Here is a 14285-nt window from a genome sequence, read left to right as displayed (position 1 = left end):
CCGGCGGGGCGGTTCGGGACGACCGTGCCGGTTCCGGACGGGATCAGCGCGGCGGTTCGGGGCGGGCGAACGGGGTGGTGGGCTGGACCGTCAGGTCGGCCGGCGCGGGCAGTTCGTCGTCGCCCGACCGGCGCCGGCCCCATCCCGGGCGGTCGTGGTCCGCCGGTGGCGACCCGGTACCGGGGTCGGCCTCCCGGTCCGGCGCCGCGCCGACCGCCCGGGCGGACAGATACAGGGCGCCGGCGAACAGCACGGTGGCGATGAAGGCGGTGACCAGGCCGCGCCCGTAGTCGACCCGGACCCCGTCCTCGGGCGAGTAGAAGAAGGTGCGTTGGCCCGAGTCGTCGAGAGTCACGGCGGCGGCGGTCAACAGGGCGAGCACGGCCGCCGCGAGGCCCAGACCGGCGACCCGGGCGTTCTGCCGCACCGCACCGGTGCCGCGCAGCGCGAGCGCCGCCGCGGCGGCCAGGCCGAGCAGGCCGACCAGGTAGCCCACCCCGAGGCCGCCCACGTCGCCCACCCCGCCCGCCACCCGGATCGTGGTGTTCCCCTCGGGTCCGCCGTTCGGGATGGTCATCACCAGCCACTCGCCGATCAGCGAGGCGACCGCGGCCACCGCGCCGAGCCCGGCGAGCACCGGCGGCAGGCGGTGGTCCCGCGCCAGTCCGCTCAGGGACCGGCCGACCCGGGTGGGCGACTCGCTCTCGTCGCCGCCCCACTCCACGATGGTCGTGCCGTCGGACCGGTGGTCCTGCCTGGGGATGGGGAGATCCTGGGACATCGGCCACCCTTCCGCGCGCGGGCCTGCGTCGAATCATGACACAGCCGACACGCGCCGACGGGGTCCGCGAGTCGGGGTCCGGCTCGCCACTGGTCGGTGCGGGGCCGCCCGGTTTCGGTTAGCGTCGGTGGCATGCCTATCCGTACCGCTTCCGCACGTTGGCAGGGCAACCTCACCGAGGGCGCCGGCACGGTCCGCACCGGCAAGGGCGGCCTGACCGGCAACTACTCCTTCAAGTCGCGTTTCGAGGAGGGCGAGGGGACCAACCCCGAGGAGTTGATCGGCGCCGCGCACGCCGGCTGCTTCTCGATGGCCCTCTCCAAGCAGCTCGCCGACGCGGGCGCGACCGACACCTCGGTGGAGACCACCGCCAAGGTGCACTTCGACAAGACCGACGCGGGGATGACCGTGACCCGGATCGACCTGGAGACCGTCGGCCAGGTCCCGGGCATGGACGAGGCCCAGTTCACCAAGCTGGCCGAGGCGGCCAAGGAGAACTGCCCGATCTCCCGGCTGCTCTCCCCGGGCGCGCAGATCACCCTGAACGCCCGTCTGGCCTGACCGGTCGCGCCACACCGTCACGGAAGGAGTGCTGGCTAGCCACTCCTTCCGTGACCTCGTGCCGATCTTGGTTGGTCGAGGGGGCACCGGGGCGGGAAGAATGGGCGCGTGGCCGTGGAGATGAGCCGTGAGCGGTTCGAGGAGCTGGTCGGCGAGGCCCTCGACGAGGTGCCCGAGGAACTGCTCGGGCTGATGAGCAACGTCGTCATCCTGGTGGAGGACGAGCCACCTCCCGGCGAGGACCTGCTCGGACTCTACGAGGGGCACGCGCTGACCGAACGCGGCTGGGACTACTCGGGCGTCCTGCCGGACCGCATCCTCATCTACCGGAACCCGATCCTGCGCATCTGCGACACCGAGGACGACGTGGTGGACGAGGTCGCGGTGACCGTGGTGCACGAGATCGCCCACCACTTCGGCATCGACGACGAGCGGCTGCACGCCCTCGGCTGGGCCTGACCGGGCGCGCCGTCCGCCCCGCTCGGCCGATCCCCGACGTTGCGCGGTTCCCCTAACCTGCGGGAGCAGGCACATCCCGATGCAGGAGGAAACCCATGCGCAGCGCGCTGTTCTCCGCGGAGAACCTTGAGAAGGAGTCCCAGCAGCCGGGCATGCGGCTGCAGAACTCCAAGATGCTGAAGATCGAGCTGAACGGCGAGGCGATGGCCCGGGTCGGGTCCATGGTCGCGTACCAGGGGCAGGTGCAGTTCCAGGCGCTCGGCTCCGGCGGGATCGGCAAGTTCATCAAGCAGCGGCTCACCGGTGAGGGTGTGCCGCTGATGAAGCTCACCGGCCGGGGCGACGTCTTCCTCGCCGACCTCGCCAAGGACGTGCACATCATCGACCTGGAGCCCGGCGACGCCCTGTCGATCAACGGCTCCAGCGTGCTCGCCTTCGACTCCACGCTCAACTACGACATCAAGATGGTCGGCGGCATGGGCTTCGCCGCCGGCGGGCTGTTCAACTGCGTCTTCACCGGCCACGGCCGGATCGCCGTCACCACCGAGGGCACCCCGGTGGTGCTCAACGTGGACGCCCCGACCTACGTCGACCCGCAGGCCGCGGTCTGCTGGTCGGCCAACCTGCAGACCGGCTACCACCGGGCCGAGCAGCTCGGCCTCGGCACGCTGATCGGCCGGCGCACCGGTGAGGCGTTCACCATGAGCTTCGCCGGTCAGGGCTTCGTCGTGGTCCAGCCGTCCGAGGAGCGGCCGGTGCCGGGCAGCGGTGCCCAGCAGGAGCAGGGCGGCCTGCTCGGCGGGCTGCTGCAGTGACCGTCGGGTGTGCGGGACGCCCGTCCGGGCGTCCCGCGCCCCGTCAGCTCAGCTCGCCCGCGCGCAGCCGCGACAGCCAGGCCGCCGCGTCGGCGTAGTCGGCGTCGGAGAGACCGGCGGGAGCGGGGACCGGCCGGTCGGTCGCCGCCGGGCTCCAGCGGTGCCGGGGGTACGACCCGAGGAAGCGTACGCCCGCGCAGACCCGGCGCAGCCCCTGCAACGCCTCACCGAGCCGGACGTCGGCGACGTGCCCGGTGCAGTCGAGGAAGAAGACGTACCGGCCGAGCGCCTCGCCCGTCGGGCGGGATTCGATCCGGGTCAGGTTCACCCCGCGGACGGCCAACTCCATGAGCACCGAGAGCAGCGCACCGACCCGGTCGTGGGCGATGTAGACCGCCAGTGACGTGACGTCGTCGCCGGTGGGCGGCGGGGGCGGGCCCGGGCGGGACACCAGCGCGAACCGGGTCACCGCGTCCGGGTGGTCGGCGATCTTGTCGGCGAGCACGGTGAGCCGGTGCCGGGCCGCGCCGATCGGCGCGCAGATGGCCGCGTCGTACTCGCCGGCGGCCGCGCCCGCGGCGGCGGCACCGTTGGAGAGCACGTCGACCACGGTCGCGTCGGGCAGGTGGTCGCGCAGCCAGCCCCGGCACTGGGTGGACGCCTGCGGATGGGCCGCCACGCCGCGTACCTCGGCCAGCGAGGCACCCGGTCGGGCCGCGAGCACGAACTCCACCGGCAGGATCACCTCGCGGGTGATCACCAGCGGCTCGCCCTCGGCCAACTCGTCCAGCGTCACCCCGACCGCGCCGCCGATCGAGTTCTCCAGCGGCACCAGCGCCGCGTCCGCCTCCCCGGCCCGTACGGCGTCCAGCGCCTCGCCGACGCTGCGGGCCGGCGTGCGGCTGCCGCGCTCGGCGGCGGGCAGGGTACGCAGCGCCTGTTCGGCGAAGGTGCCCTCGGGACCCAGGTAGACGAAGCGGGTCGGCGGTGTTCCCGGCATGCCGACCAGCCTACGCACCCGAGGTGCCGTCGCAGGCCAGGGTGCGGATGCCGGGTGGTGCGACGGTGCGTACCTCGACGCCGCAGACGTCCGTCCCCGCGGTCACCAGCTCGAGGTCGGTGGGTTTGCCCCGGGTCACCACCTGCAGCTCCTCGTGTCCGGTCACCCGCAGCACCGTGTACTGCCAGTCCTCGGCGCAGAGCGGCCCGGTCCGGACCGTGACCCGGACGTCCCGGGGCAGCACCCGGGCCGGACCGCGCAGCAGCGACACCACCTGGTCGGCGGAGGGGCCGGACCGGCAGGGCGCGGCGGCCTGCTCGGTGGGGGTGGGGGCGAGGGTGGCCGGGGCGCTCGGCGTCCCGGTCGGCGGGGTCGGGGTGGGTACGCCGGTGGCGGTCGGGACGGGGCTGGTCGGGGCGGTCGACTGCCGCAGCTCCGGCGGGGTGCCGCAGGCACCGAGCAGCAGCGCGACCAGGACGGCCGGGATCGCCGGCAGGGCGAGCCGCGCCGCCGGGGCGGTCGGTCGGCGGCGGGCGACGGGGCGGGGTGGCAGGGTGGGCACGGTCCGATCCTCGGCACGACGGACGTCATTGCGGCCGGCTGGCCGAGCCCATCGTAGGAGCATCCCCCGTTCGGGTGAAGGTCACTCGTGGATCCGGTGCCCCGCCCGCTCCAGCGCGCCGGTCGCCTCGGCCAGCCGCACCGCGGGCACCAGCACGTGGTCGGTGTCGTAGGTGGAGAAGGCCACGACGCTCACCCGGGCCCGGGCGAGCGGGTCGACCAGCGCGGCGAGGGTGCCGGTGACCGGCGGCTCCTGCGGGCAGACCAGGCGTAGGCAGCGCCAGTCCGTCTCGACGTCCGCGTGATCGGGCACCCGCCCCGTCGGGCAGATCAGCGAGATCCCGTCGGCCGTCCAGCTCACCGTCACCACGTCGCCGGCACCCAGCTCGCCCCAGACCTGCGGCGGCAGGGTGGTGCCGGCCGGCAGGCGGCACACGGCGTACTCGCCCGGCAGGAGAGCGACATCGAGCATGTTGGCACCTTACGGCCTCGGCGGGGCCGGTCCCAGCATCGCCCGGTGCGGCGAAGGCCACACGTTTTCGCAGGTCAGACCGGAGAGAAGAAGGTCAACGAGCCGGCGACGGTGCCCTCGGCGAGCACCGGCGTGGAGATGGCGTCCACCGTGGTGCCGGCGTCGGCACCGGGGCCCTGGACCCGGAGCAGTCCCCGGGCGAGCCGACCGGAGTGCAAGGCGAGCAGCGGTGGGATCTTGTCGGTCTCCTGCTCGGTCAGCTCGCTCGGCTGGGCGCTGAAGTCGACCAGGCGCACGCCCTCCAGCAGCGGCCGTCCGATCACGTCCTCGGGCGCGCCCAGGCAGAGCAGGTCGCAGCCGGCCGACGAGATCGCCACCACGGTGGTGTCGGCGTCGACCAGCAGACACGGCTCGGCGGCCCCGGAGACCGTGGCGGACCACTGGCCGAAGTTGTCGAACTCCTGCTCGTTCGGTGTCCCCGCCGCGGGTACGAGCACTTCCGAGAGCGAGAGTTCGACGTGGGCCACCGCGCCTCCTATGTACACCGACGGTCTGTCCACGCTAGCCGGTCGTCACGACGACCGCCCGACCGCGCTGGATCCTCCGGCCGCCGGGGCCGCTCGCCGCGGCGGAGCCGTGGGACAGGTGCCGGTGGGAGAGGGCCCGGTGTCGGGCGGCCGGCGACGGCGCGGGCCGACGGAACCACCGGGGCAGGTCCGTGGGCCGCGTGGCGTCGCCGGAGACGTTACCGGCGGGCGGCCCGCTTGTCAGCGGCCGTTTGGCCCTCGTCGTACCACCGGTAGTCGGCAGCTGGACGGTACGTGCCGTTGAGCCAGGTGGACGGGTGCTGGGCGACCTGGGACAGCTTCTCGGCGGTGGCCGGGCTGATCCGGTTGCCGGCCGCCACGAGCAGCCGGTCCAACTCCCGGTGGGTGGCCATGAGGCAGTCCTTGGGCAGGCCGTAGACGCTGATCACCCCGGAACCGACGAAGGTCAGCACCGGGGTGACCGGGATGGGCAGGCCGACCGCCTCGGAGAGGGCCTTGCTGGCCCGCTTGGCGTCCCGGCGCGTCTCGGCCACATAGGGCGGACGCTTGCCGTTGATCTGCACCACGTCGCCGGCGACGAGCACCCGCGCCCGGCCGTGGTCTGCGATGGTGACCGCGAAGAGGCCGCTCGGCCCGATGGCGAGGAACCCGGCCCGCTCGTCCTGACCGCGGTCGAGCAGGACGTCCGCGACGTCCGTCCGGGGCCACTCGATGACGTGCCAGGCCGGGCCGAGGTGGTTGAGCTGGCCGAGGGCGCGGGCCCCGGCCGCTTCCAGCCGGCGGGCCCCCCGCTCGGCCCGGCGCCGGCGCGCCCACTCGAGCGGTGTCGGGCGGGCCGGCTCGAGCACCGGGGTGGCCTCGACCCGGGGTGGCGGCACCGCCACGGGTGGCAATGCCCGGGTGGGTACGGCTCGTCGAGCGGGAAAGACAGTCATCGCGACCTCCGGCAAAAGGTCCCTCGAAGTTACGTGCCCACTACCCTACGTTGCGGACCCGGGTGGTCGGCAAGTTGGAGCACCGGAATGAGTGCGGATGAATGCCATATTCATTCACAGTTCTTTTCCCGGATGGTGCGCAAGACCTGCCCTACGCTGCGAAGGTGACCCACTACGTGGACAGCGAGGTCGGTCGGCTCGGCACCCTGCTGCTGCACCGCCCCGGGCCGGAACTCGCCCGGCTCACGCCGCGCAACAACGACTCGTTGCTCTTCGACGCTATCCCATGGGTCGGCCGGGCGCAGGAGGAGCACGACGCCTTCGCGGCCGCCCTGCGCGCCCGGGGTGTGGAGGTGCTCTACCTGGCGACGCTGCTGGCCGAGACGCTCGCCCTGCCGGACGCCCGGGCGGAACTCACCGAACTGGTGCTGCGCTCACCCCGGCTGGGGGACACCCTGCGCGCGCGGGTCGCCGAGCATCTCGCGTACCTCGACCCGGCCGCCCTGGCCGACGTGTTCATCGCCGGGCTCGCCCACGAGGAGCTGCGGATCGGCCGGGATCGGCCCGGCGGTCTGGTCTGGACACTGATGGACCGGCACGACTTCGTCATCGACCCGTTGCCCAACCTGCTCTTCACCCGGGACTCCTCGGTCTGGATCGGGGACCGGGTCGGGGTGACCAGTCTGGCCATGCCGGCGCGGCGGCGGGAGAGCGGGCTGACCGACGCCATCTACCGGCACCATCCGCGCTTCGCCGGTACGCAGTTCGTCTACCACTCCGATCTGGAGCACCTGGAGGGCGGCGACGTACTGCTCCTCGCGCCGGGCGTGCTCGCCGTGGGGGTGGGCGAGCGGACCACCCCGGCCGGGGCGGAACGCCTGGCCCGGCAGGTCTTCGCCGCTGGGCTGGCGCACACCATCCTGGTGGTCCCGATCGCCCAGGAGCGGGCCACCATGCACCTGGACACCGTCTGCACGATGGTCGACGTGGACGCCGTGCTGATGTACCCGAACATCGCCAACTCGCTGTCGGCGTACACGGTCATCGCCGGGGCGGACGGCGACGAGCCGCGGGTCGACGGCCCGGCACCGTTCCTGCGCGCCGCCGCCGACGCGATGGACCTCGACCAGCTCCGGGTTATCGACACCGGCCTCGACCCGGTCACCGCCGAGCGGGAACAGTGGGACGACGGCAACAACACCCTCGCCCTCGCGCCCCGGCTCTGCGTGGGCTACGAGCGGAACGTGGAGACCAACGCCCAACTGGAACGGGCCGGCATCGAGGTGATCGCCATCGCCGGCTCCGAGCTGGGCTCCGGCCGGGGTGGGCCGCGCTGCATGTCCTGCCCGCTGGTCCGCGAGCCGCTGCGCCGCTGACGACGCGGGCCCCGGTCGACACCGGGCCCGGCTCGAAGGGTCAGGTCAGCGCAGGGTGAGCTGGCGGCCGAGGAGGCCCTGCCGGGCCCGGCGCCCGGCGGCGTCCAGCGGCTCCCGCTCCTCCAGCGCCTCGGCGTACCGCTTGGCGAGCTCGGTCACCGGCTCCTCCCACTCGGCGGCCGGCACGTCCTCGGGCAGGTCCCAGACCGGCACCAGGCGGCCGTGCGCCCGGAACATGCCGGCGAACCGGGTGCGCTCGCCGAGGGCCAGCGTGCCGGCCACGCTGAGCCGGGACAGCGCGTCCAGCGCGGCGTCCTCGTCGTCCGGCAGGACCCAGCGCACGTGCGCCTTCTCCGGCACCTGGCACCAGTACGCGGCCCGCGCCGCCGCCAGCTTCACCGTCGGGTAGACCGCCGCGTTGGCCCGTTCCAGGGACGCCTGCACGTTCGGGTCGTCGGCCGCCCCCGGGTCGAGCCAGAACTCGAACCCGTCGTGCATGGTGATCTCCAGCGGGCCGTCGACCAGGATGTCCTGGAGGCGGGGGCCCGGGCCGGGCAGCGGCGGCACCGTCACCTGGCCGCCCGGTTCGGTACGCAGCGCGCAGAGCAACGCGTCCGCTAGGTCCCGGGAGACGTCGCCGGACTGCTGGTGCCGCTGGAGACCGATGAAGACCCGCCCGTCCGGCTTGGTCATCGCCGGGGCGGCCATCGGCAGCACGGTGGCCAGGGTGACCGGCCGCTCGCCGAACTCCTCGACCAGCTCGGGGGTCAGCCGCAGCGGCGCGGAGGCGGCCGGAACCAGCTCGCGCAGGGCGATCCACTCCGGCTCGTCGACCAGCCCCTCGAACGGTCGGGGCACGAAGACGTCGCGCACCTTCTCCCGCTTCGGACTGGCTTCGACTGCCCGCTGGCTCTTTCGACGCTTGCTCACGCTGCCGCCTCGCTGCGCTCGGCGGCCGCGTGAGCCTCCACAGCGCTGTGCCCGATGATTCGCTCGCTGCGCTCGCTCATGGCGACACAGCCTAGATGCCGGACCGGAGCGGTGGGGCAGGACCCGCCCTGCCGGCCGCTCAACCGGCGGCGACCAGGTCGGACCGGGCCGACCGGATGGGGTCGAATTCGGCCCAGACGCACTGCCCGAGGCCGTCCCGCTCGACGCCCCAGCGGCTCGCCAGGCCGGTGACGATCTGCAGGCCACGCCCGTCGATCGCGTCCGGGGTGGCCGCCCGCATCAGCGGGCCGGAGGCGGAGCCGCCGTCGGTGACCCGGAGCTGCACGCGGTGACCGTCGACTGCCGGGCTCAGCCGCCAGGCCACCCGGACCACGCCGCCGGGCAGCGGGTCGGCGTGTCGGACGGCGTTGCCGACCAGTTCGGCGAGGACCGCGACCAGGTCCGCGAGCAGGACCGGCGACACCACGTCCGTCAGCTCGTCGGCCAGCCGGTGCCGGGCCAGGCGCGCGCCGGTGGCGTGATGGGGCACCACCACGCACCACGATCGTTCGGCCGAACCCCTCGACACCGTCGTTCCTTCCGCCCCCCGGCTGCGCCCAGGTCACCCCCGGGGCAGCCGCACCTCTGCGACCGTACCCCCACCGGCTCTCGGTCGGAGGGATACCCATCCATTCTGCTGTTCAACGATCTGGCGGACGAGATACAGCCCCAGTCCGGCTCCCGGGTAGCGCCGGCGGTCGCCGGACTCCCCCTGCCAGAACCGGTCGAACGCCCGCTCCACGTGCTCCGGCCGGATGCCGATGCCCCGGTCGGCGACCCGGAAGGCGACCATCCGCCCGCTCGCCTCGGCGGAGACCTCGATCGGGGTGTTCGGCAGCGAGTACTTCCCGGCGTTGGTGCTCAGCTCGGTGAGCACGGTGGCCAGGCTGTGCCGGTCACCGAGCGCCTTGGGCAGGTCGACCGGCAGATCGAGGACGACCCGGTGCCGGACGTCCGCCGGCAGGTCGGGCACCGCGGCCCGGAGCGCGTCGGCGAGGTCGAACGGCGCGGCCGGCTCCCCGCCGGGCCGGTTCTCGGTGGCGGCCGTGAGCAGCCGGTCGACCAGCCGGGCCAGCTCGTTGGCCCGCTGCCCGATGATCCGCGCGGCATGCCGCCGGTCGTCGTCGCCGAGCGACTCCCAGTGGTCGGTGAGGGTGTCCGCGTACCCCTTGATCACGGTGACCGGGGTGCGCAGCTCGTGGCTGGTCACCGCGACGAAGAGGTCCCGGTCGTGGTCGCGGCGCTGCTGGTCGGTGATGTCGCGGAAGGTGACCACCCGCAGCGTGCCCGGGCCGGGCAGTTCCCCGGAGGTGATCCGCAGCCAGCGGCCGTCCGGCATTCGGTGGTCGAGCACCTGCCCGGGCGGGGGCAGCGGGAACGGGAGCGGGCGGTTCAGCGCCTCGGCGGGCGGGCGGCCCGTCACCTGGGCGGCGGCCGGGTTCCAGAGCCGTACGTGCTGTTCGCGATCCACCACCGCCAGGCCGTCCGCGAGCGCCGCCACCACCGGGCCGTCGCCGTGCACCGGCAGGCCGGTCTGGTCGCCGTACATATGGGCGATGCAGGCGGCGATGTAGCCCAGGACGGCGTGGTGGGAGTCGTCGAGCGCGGCCTCCGCCGGGTAGAGGGCGTGCAGGCTGCCCACGGTGAGGCCGCCGATCTCGACCCGCGCCACGATCATCCGGTGCAGTCCCCGCCCGGCCACCTCGTCGGCGAGCGCGCTCGGGATGCGGTTGACGCGGACCTCGCGTACCGGGGGGCCGGAGAGGAGGCACACGGTGGCCGGGTCGGCGGCCGGCAACGGGCGGCCGATGAGCGACTCGGCGCTGCCGGTCGCGGCGATCACCCGGCCGCCGGCGGGGGCGAACTCCACGAACGCCAGGCTGGCCGCGCCGACGGCGGGCTGGACCACCCCGAGCAGCCGGGTGAGCACCGGCAGCCCGGACTGTCCCGAGTTGATCATCTTGAGCACGCTGTCGTGGCCGGCGATGAGGGCGGCGTAGTCAATTCGCTCCGGCATGTCCCGAGTGTGCCGCGCCGACCGGTCCCGGGGACACCCCTCGCCCGGGCGGGCGGGTCCGGCGGTGGGACGGCTCGACCCGGCTCAACGGCCCAGCCGGGCCAGCGCCCGGGCGGGCCGGTCGGTGATCACCCCGTCCACCCCGGCGGCCAGCACCAGGTCCAGGTCCTCCGGCTGGTTCACCGTCCAGACGTAGACCTGGTTGCCTGCGGCCCGCAGCGCGGGGACGAGCTGCGGCCGGGCCCGGACCAGGGCGATCCCCGGCCCGGCGATCCGGGTGCCGAACGGCAGCCGACCCAGCCGCATCCAGCGTGGCAGCACCTCCAGCAGCAGCACCGTGGGCAGGCCGGGCACGAGGTCACGGATCCGGCGTACGGCGAGCGGGGAGAAGGACATCACGGTGACCCGGACGGGGTCGTCCGGTCCCGGTTCGGTGAGGCCGTACCGGCGCAGCAGGGCGACCAGCCGGCGTTCCACGTCCCCGCCGTACCGGGAGGGGTGCTTGGTCTCGATCAGCAGCCGGACCGGCCGGCCGGCGGCCAGCACGGCGTCGAGCAGCCGTTCCAGGGTGAGCAGCCGGGTGTGCGACTCGTCGAGCGGTTCGTCCCCTTCGGCCGCCGTCGCGCCCGGATGCCAGGAACCGAAGTCCAGCAGCTCCAGCTCGGCGAGCGTACGCGCGCTGACCAGCCCGTGACCGTTGCTGGTCCGGTCCAGCCGGCGATCGTGTACGCAGACCAGGTGCCCGTCCCGGGTCAGCCGGACGTCGCACTCCAGCCCGTCGGCGCCCTCGTCGAGGGCGCGTAGATACGCGGCGAGGGTGTGCTCGGGCAGGTCGTATGAGGAGCCGCGGTGCGCGAAGATCAGGGGCGAGGTCATGCCGCCCGGCTCCTCAGACGACCTGGCCCGGCTGCCCGTCGTCGGTGACCACGGGGCGGCCCGCGGCGGCCCAGTCACCCATCCCGCCCTCGACGTTGCGCACCTGGTCCCAGCCGTTGCGCAGGAGGTACGCGACGACCTGCGCGGACCGCCCGCCGGAGCGGCAGATCACGGCCACCTCGCGGTCGTCCGGGACCTCGGCCAGCCGGCCGGGCAGCTCGGTCATCGGCAGGTGGTGGGCGGCGGGCGCATGGCCGGCGGCCCACTCGTCGTCCTCCCGGACGTCGAGCAGGTAGGTGTCGTCGGGCACGGCCGACGCGGGCACGCTGGGAACCTGAGGTCCGAACACGGCTACCTAGCCTAGACGGCTGTCCGGCTCAGAGCCGGTTGACCCAGCGGGGATTCGCCCCGGCCCATTCCGGCATGCGGGTGGCCCGCACCGCGTCGAAGAGGCCGTTGCCGCCGTTGTCCAGCACCACGTAGGAGACCTCGCCGATGGTCTGCGGGTACGACGGCACCTGCACCCCGTGCAACGCGTCCGGGGGGAGCGAGCGGAGCGCGAAGAGCAGATCCTCCAGCGCCACGCCGTTCGTGTCCACGGTCAGCGCGCCGCCGACCGCCCGGAGCACCCGGTCGAGCTTCACCGGGTCGTTGCGCAGGTGCGTCTCGCCGGCCTTGTCCAGCACCGCGCGGAGCATCTGCTGCTGGTGCCGCTGCCGGTCGTAGTCGCCGTCGGGCAGGTCGTAGCGCTGGCGGATGTAGTCCAGGGTCCGGGCGCCGTCCATCTGCTGGCAGCCGGGGGTGAACAGGGTGTGGGTGTGGACCGACCGGACCTCGGTGTCGACGCACATCCGGATGCCGCCGAGCAGGTCGATGACCTGCTTGAAGCCGGAGAAGTCGATCAGCGCGGCACCGTCGAAGCGCAGGCCGGTGAGCTGGGTCAGGGTGGCGGAGAGCAGTCGGGCCCCCGCCTCGCCGCCGCCACCGTGCTCGTACGCCGCGTTGACCTTGTCCTGGCCGCCGCCGTAGCCGGGCGCCGCCGGAATGGCGACCAGCAGGTCGCGCGGGATCGAGATCAGGTACGCCTGCCGCATCCCGGCCGGGACGTGCACGATCAGGATGCTGTCCGAGCGCTGGTCCTCGGGCTTGGCGCCGGGCCGGTGGTCGGAGCCGACCAGCAGGTAGTTGAGCCCGCGGGACAGGTCGGTACGCGGTTGCCGGGCCGCCGGGGCGAGCAGTTGCTCCTTTTCCACCGTACGGTCGTACCGGTTGGTGAGCCAGTGCAGCCCGGCCACGCCGAGCGTGGCGAGCAGGACCAGGGCGAGGCCGGCGCCGAGGAAGAACCGGGGCCAGCGGGCGGGTCGACCCCGCCCGCGCCTGGTCCGTGCTGGCCTGAACGTGACAGCCCCTCCCCGCAGCCCTGACGTGAGACCTGCTCATGTCAGGCTACGGGGCCGGGCACCCGGCGGTGGCCGCTTTCGCCGCAGCTACCGCCGGGTCACCCTCACTTCCGGGTGGAGAGGACCTCCGGGTTCATCGCCACGAAGTCGGCGAGCTTGTCCTCCTTGACCGCGGTGAACATCTGCCTGCTCGTTTCGTTGAGCATCTCCCGGCCGCTGGCCGCGGTAGCGAAGTTTCCGCCGTTGGTCCGCAGCGTGACCAGGTCGTTACCGCTGAGGCCCTTGAGGGTGAAGATGAAGTCCTCGATCTTCACGCCGCCGGTGTCCAGCATGAGCGACTCGCCGGCCGCCTTGATCAGCTGGTTCAGCTTGATCGGGTTGGTCAGCATGCCGCTCTCGCTGGCCTTCTTCGCCATCGCCTTGATCAGCTGCTGCTGGTTCTGCTGGCGGTCGTAGTCCCCGCGGGGCAGGCCGTAGCGCTGCCGGGCGAAGTCGAGGGCCTCCCAGCCCTTCATCTCCCGGCAGCCCTTCTTGTGCACCACCGGCGTCATCGGCTTGCCCAGCTTCTCGGCGTCGGAGTTCCACATCGGCTTGCCGTTGACGTACGACATGTGCTTGGAGGTGACCTCGTGGCTGACGCAGATCTTGACGGTGCCGAGCGCGTCGATGACCTTCTTGAAGCCGCCGAAGTTGATGATCGCCGCGCCGTCGAAGCTGATCCCGGTCATCTTCTTGATGGTCTTGGCCATCATCTGTGCGCCGCCCTCCCAGCCGCCGCCCTTCTGCGCGCCGAACTGGAAAGCTGCGTTGATCTTGTCGGTGCCATGCCCGGGGATCTCCGCCTCGGTGTCTCGGGGGATGGAGATCAGGTACGCCTGGTCGTGGCTGGCCGGGATGTGCAGGATGATGATGCTGTCCGACCGGACGTCGTCGGCCGCCCAGCTCGCCCGGGCGTCGACGCCGAGCAGCAGCATGTCGATCGGGCCGTCCAGGTTCTTGCCGCCCTCGGCCTTGGACTTGCCCGCCTCGCCGAGCAGGCTGCCCTGCTGGATGCTGCTAGTGGCCTGGCCGATCACCGCCTTGCTGCCGACGATCGCGACACCGCTGGTCATCATCAGCACGGCACCGAAGATCAGCGTGAGTCGGGCCCAGAGCGGGTCCTTGCGCTTGGTCCGCTTCTTCGAGTTGCGGGGACCGCGACCGCCCGGGCCGGGCTGGGTGGGGATGGTCGGCGGCACCCGGCCGGGTGCGCCGGGAGCCAGTGACGGAGGGCGACGGCTGGTCTGGACCGGCATGCGTGCTCCAGCTCGATGATCGGGGGCGGGACCACTGTACGTATCCGTACCCGTTCTCGCGACCTCCTCGGCGATCTCCGCCGGCACATCTCGGCGCTTGTCCAGGCCAGATGCCCGAACGGCTAATTGAGTGCAGCCGATCGGCGGTTGGCCCGCAGTGGGCGATTCCTCAACCGCCGATCGGCGTGGTGTGCCCGAG

At 73.1% G+C, this 14285-nt stretch carries 17 protein-coding genes; 4 read left to right on the top strand and 13 right to left on the bottom strand.

The features are described from left to right. Positions 1–43: 43 nt before the first annotated feature. Positions 44–781, bottom strand: coding sequence for a hypothetical protein (locus tag ACY34I_RS02670; RefSeq protein WP_462752102.1), 738 nt, complete (start codon positions 779–781; stop codon positions 44–46). Between the two features lie 132 nt (positions 782–913). Between ACY34I_RS02670 and ACY34I_RS02665 the strand changes: the two genes are divergently transcribed. From ACY34I_RS02665 to ACY34I_RS02655, 3 genes are all read left to right on the top strand, one after another. Then, complete coding sequence (locus ACY34I_RS02665; protein ID WP_148797965.1) at positions 914–1342, top strand: OsmC family protein; 429 nt, start codon at positions 914–916, stop codon at positions 1340–1342. Positions 1343–1456: 114 nt separating this feature from the next. After that, on the top strand, positions 1457–1801 hold the full coding sequence (locus ACY34I_RS02660) for a metallopeptidase family protein (RefSeq protein WP_187413551.1): 345 nt from the start codon (positions 1457–1459) through the stop codon (positions 1799–1801). 95 nt (positions 1802–1896) lie between these two features. Then, positions 1897–2616, top strand: coding sequence for an AIM24 family protein (locus ACY34I_RS02655; protein ID WP_462752100.1), 720 nt, complete (start codon positions 1897–1899; stop codon positions 2614–2616). A 43-nt stretch (positions 2617–2659) separates the two neighbouring features. On the opposite strand, the gene pheA is transcribed toward ACY34I_RS02655, so the two are convergent. The 5 genes from pheA to ACY34I_RS02630 form a co-directional block, all read right to left on the bottom strand. Further along, entirely contained in the window at positions 2660–3616 is a 957-nt protein-coding gene (gene pheA, locus ACY34I_RS02650) for a prephenate dehydratase (protein WP_462752098.1), read from the bottom strand. A 10-nt stretch (positions 3617–3626) separates the two neighbouring features. Beyond that, on the bottom strand, positions 3627–4178 hold the full coding sequence (locus ACY34I_RS02645) for a hypothetical protein (RefSeq protein WP_462752096.1): 552 nt from the start codon (positions 4176–4178) through the stop codon (positions 3627–3629). Between the two features lie 81 nt (positions 4179–4259). Then, entirely contained in the window at positions 4260–4649 is a 390-nt protein-coding gene (locus ACY34I_RS02640) for an ACT domain-containing protein (RefSeq protein WP_462752094.1), read from the bottom strand. A gap of 74 nt (positions 4650–4723) precedes the next feature. After that, positions 4724–5176, bottom strand: coding sequence for a PAS domain-containing protein (locus ACY34I_RS02635; protein ID WP_462752092.1), 453 nt, complete (start codon positions 5174–5176; stop codon positions 4724–4726). Between the two features lie 218 nt (positions 5177–5394). Then, positions 5395–6132: a hypothetical protein gene (locus tag ACY34I_RS02630; protein WP_462752090.1), complete on the bottom strand. Its 738-nt coding sequence runs from the start codon at positions 6130–6132 to the stop codon at positions 5395–5397. Positions 6133–6296: 164 nt separating this feature from the next. Here ACY34I_RS02630 and ACY34I_RS02625 point away from each other — a divergent pair, with 164 nt between their 5' ends. Continuing rightward, complete coding sequence (locus ACY34I_RS02625) at positions 6297–7508, top strand: arginine deiminase (protein ID WP_462752088.1); 1212 nt, start codon at positions 6297–6299, stop codon at positions 7506–7508. A 45-nt stretch (positions 7509–7553) separates the two neighbouring features. Here ACY34I_RS02625 and ACY34I_RS02620 read toward each other — a convergent pair whose 3' ends face one another. The 7 genes from ACY34I_RS02620 to ACY34I_RS02590 all read right to left on the bottom strand — a co-directional run bounded on the left by ACY34I_RS02620 (position 7554) and on the right by ACY34I_RS02590 (position 14086). After that, positions 7554–8438 (bottom strand): DUF5926 family protein, encoded by an 885-nt coding sequence (locus ACY34I_RS02620; protein WP_462752086.1) that lies wholly within the window; start codon positions 8436–8438, stop codon positions 7554–7556. A gap of 139 nt (positions 8439–8577) precedes the next feature. Beyond that, positions 8578–8994 (bottom strand): ATP-binding protein, encoded by a 417-nt coding sequence (locus tag ACY34I_RS02615; RefSeq protein WP_462752084.1) that lies wholly within the window; start codon positions 8992–8994, stop codon positions 8578–8580. Between the two features lie 66 nt (positions 8995–9060). Further along, complete coding sequence (locus tag ACY34I_RS02610; RefSeq protein WP_462752082.1) at positions 9061–10515, bottom strand: sensor histidine kinase; 1455 nt, start codon at positions 10513–10515, stop codon at positions 9061–9063. 84 nt (positions 10516–10599) lie between these two features. Beyond that, a complete protein-coding gene (locus ACY34I_RS02605) occupies positions 10600–11391 on the bottom strand; it encodes a glycerophosphodiester phosphodiesterase (RefSeq protein WP_462752080.1) in 792 nt (263 codons plus the stop codon). Positions 11392–11404: 13 nt separating this feature from the next. After that, entirely contained in the window at positions 11405–11740 is a 336-nt protein-coding gene (locus ACY34I_RS02600) for a rhodanese-like domain-containing protein (protein ID WP_148797954.1), read from the bottom strand. A 28-nt stretch (positions 11741–11768) separates the two neighbouring features. Next, positions 11769–12686, bottom strand: a complete 918-nt coding sequence (locus ACY34I_RS02595) for an LCP family protein (protein ID WP_462752078.1) — start codon at positions 12684–12686, stop codon at positions 11769–11771. Positions 12687–12895: 209 nt separating this feature from the next. Further along, entirely contained in the window at positions 12896–14086 is a 1191-nt protein-coding gene (locus ACY34I_RS02590) for an LCP family protein (protein WP_462752076.1), read from the bottom strand. Positions 14087–14285 lie beyond the last annotated feature (199 nt).

The sequence above is a fragment of the Micromonospora sp. RTBAU3-60 genome, from assembly GCF_054963695.1.
This window is presented reverse-complemented; position numbering and strand designations above follow the sequence as displayed.

Bases quoted from the DNA above. Each gene is read 5' to 3' on its own strand.
- ACY34I_RS02605 (WP_462752080.1), bottom strand. From the start codon at position 11,391: ATGACCTCGCCCCTGATCTTCGCGCACCGCGGCTCCTCATACGACCTG.
- ACY34I_RS02610 (WP_462752082.1), bottom strand. From the start codon at position 10,515: ATGCCGGAGCGAATTGACTACGCCGCCCTCATCGCCGGCCACGACAGC.
- ACY34I_RS02665 (WP_148797965.1), top strand. From the start codon at position 914: ATGCCTATCCGTACCGCTTCCGCACGTTGGCAGGGCAACCTCACCGAG.
- ACY34I_RS02670 (WP_462752102.1), bottom strand. From the start codon at position 781: ATGTCCCAGGATCTCCCCATCCCCAGGCAGGACCACCGGTCCGACGGC.
- ACY34I_RS02655 (WP_462752100.1), top strand. From the start codon at position 1,897: ATGCGCAGCGCGCTGTTCTCCGCGGAGAACCTTGAGAAGGAGTCCCAG.
- ACY34I_RS02590 (WP_462752076.1), bottom strand. From the start codon at position 14,086: ATGCCGGTCCAGACCAGCCGTCGCCCTCCGTCACTGGCTCCCGGCGCA.
- ACY34I_RS02630 (WP_462752090.1), bottom strand. From the start codon at position 6,132: ATGACTGTCTTTCCCGCTCGACGAGCCGTACCCACCCGGGCATTGCCA.
- ACY34I_RS02640 (WP_462752094.1), bottom strand. From the start codon at position 4,649: ATGCTCGATGTCGCTCTCCTGCCGGGCGAGTACGCCGTGTGCCGCCTG.
- pheA (WP_462752098.1), bottom strand. From the start codon at position 3,616: ATGCCGGGAACACCGCCGACCCGCTTCGTCTACCTGGGTCCCGAGGGC.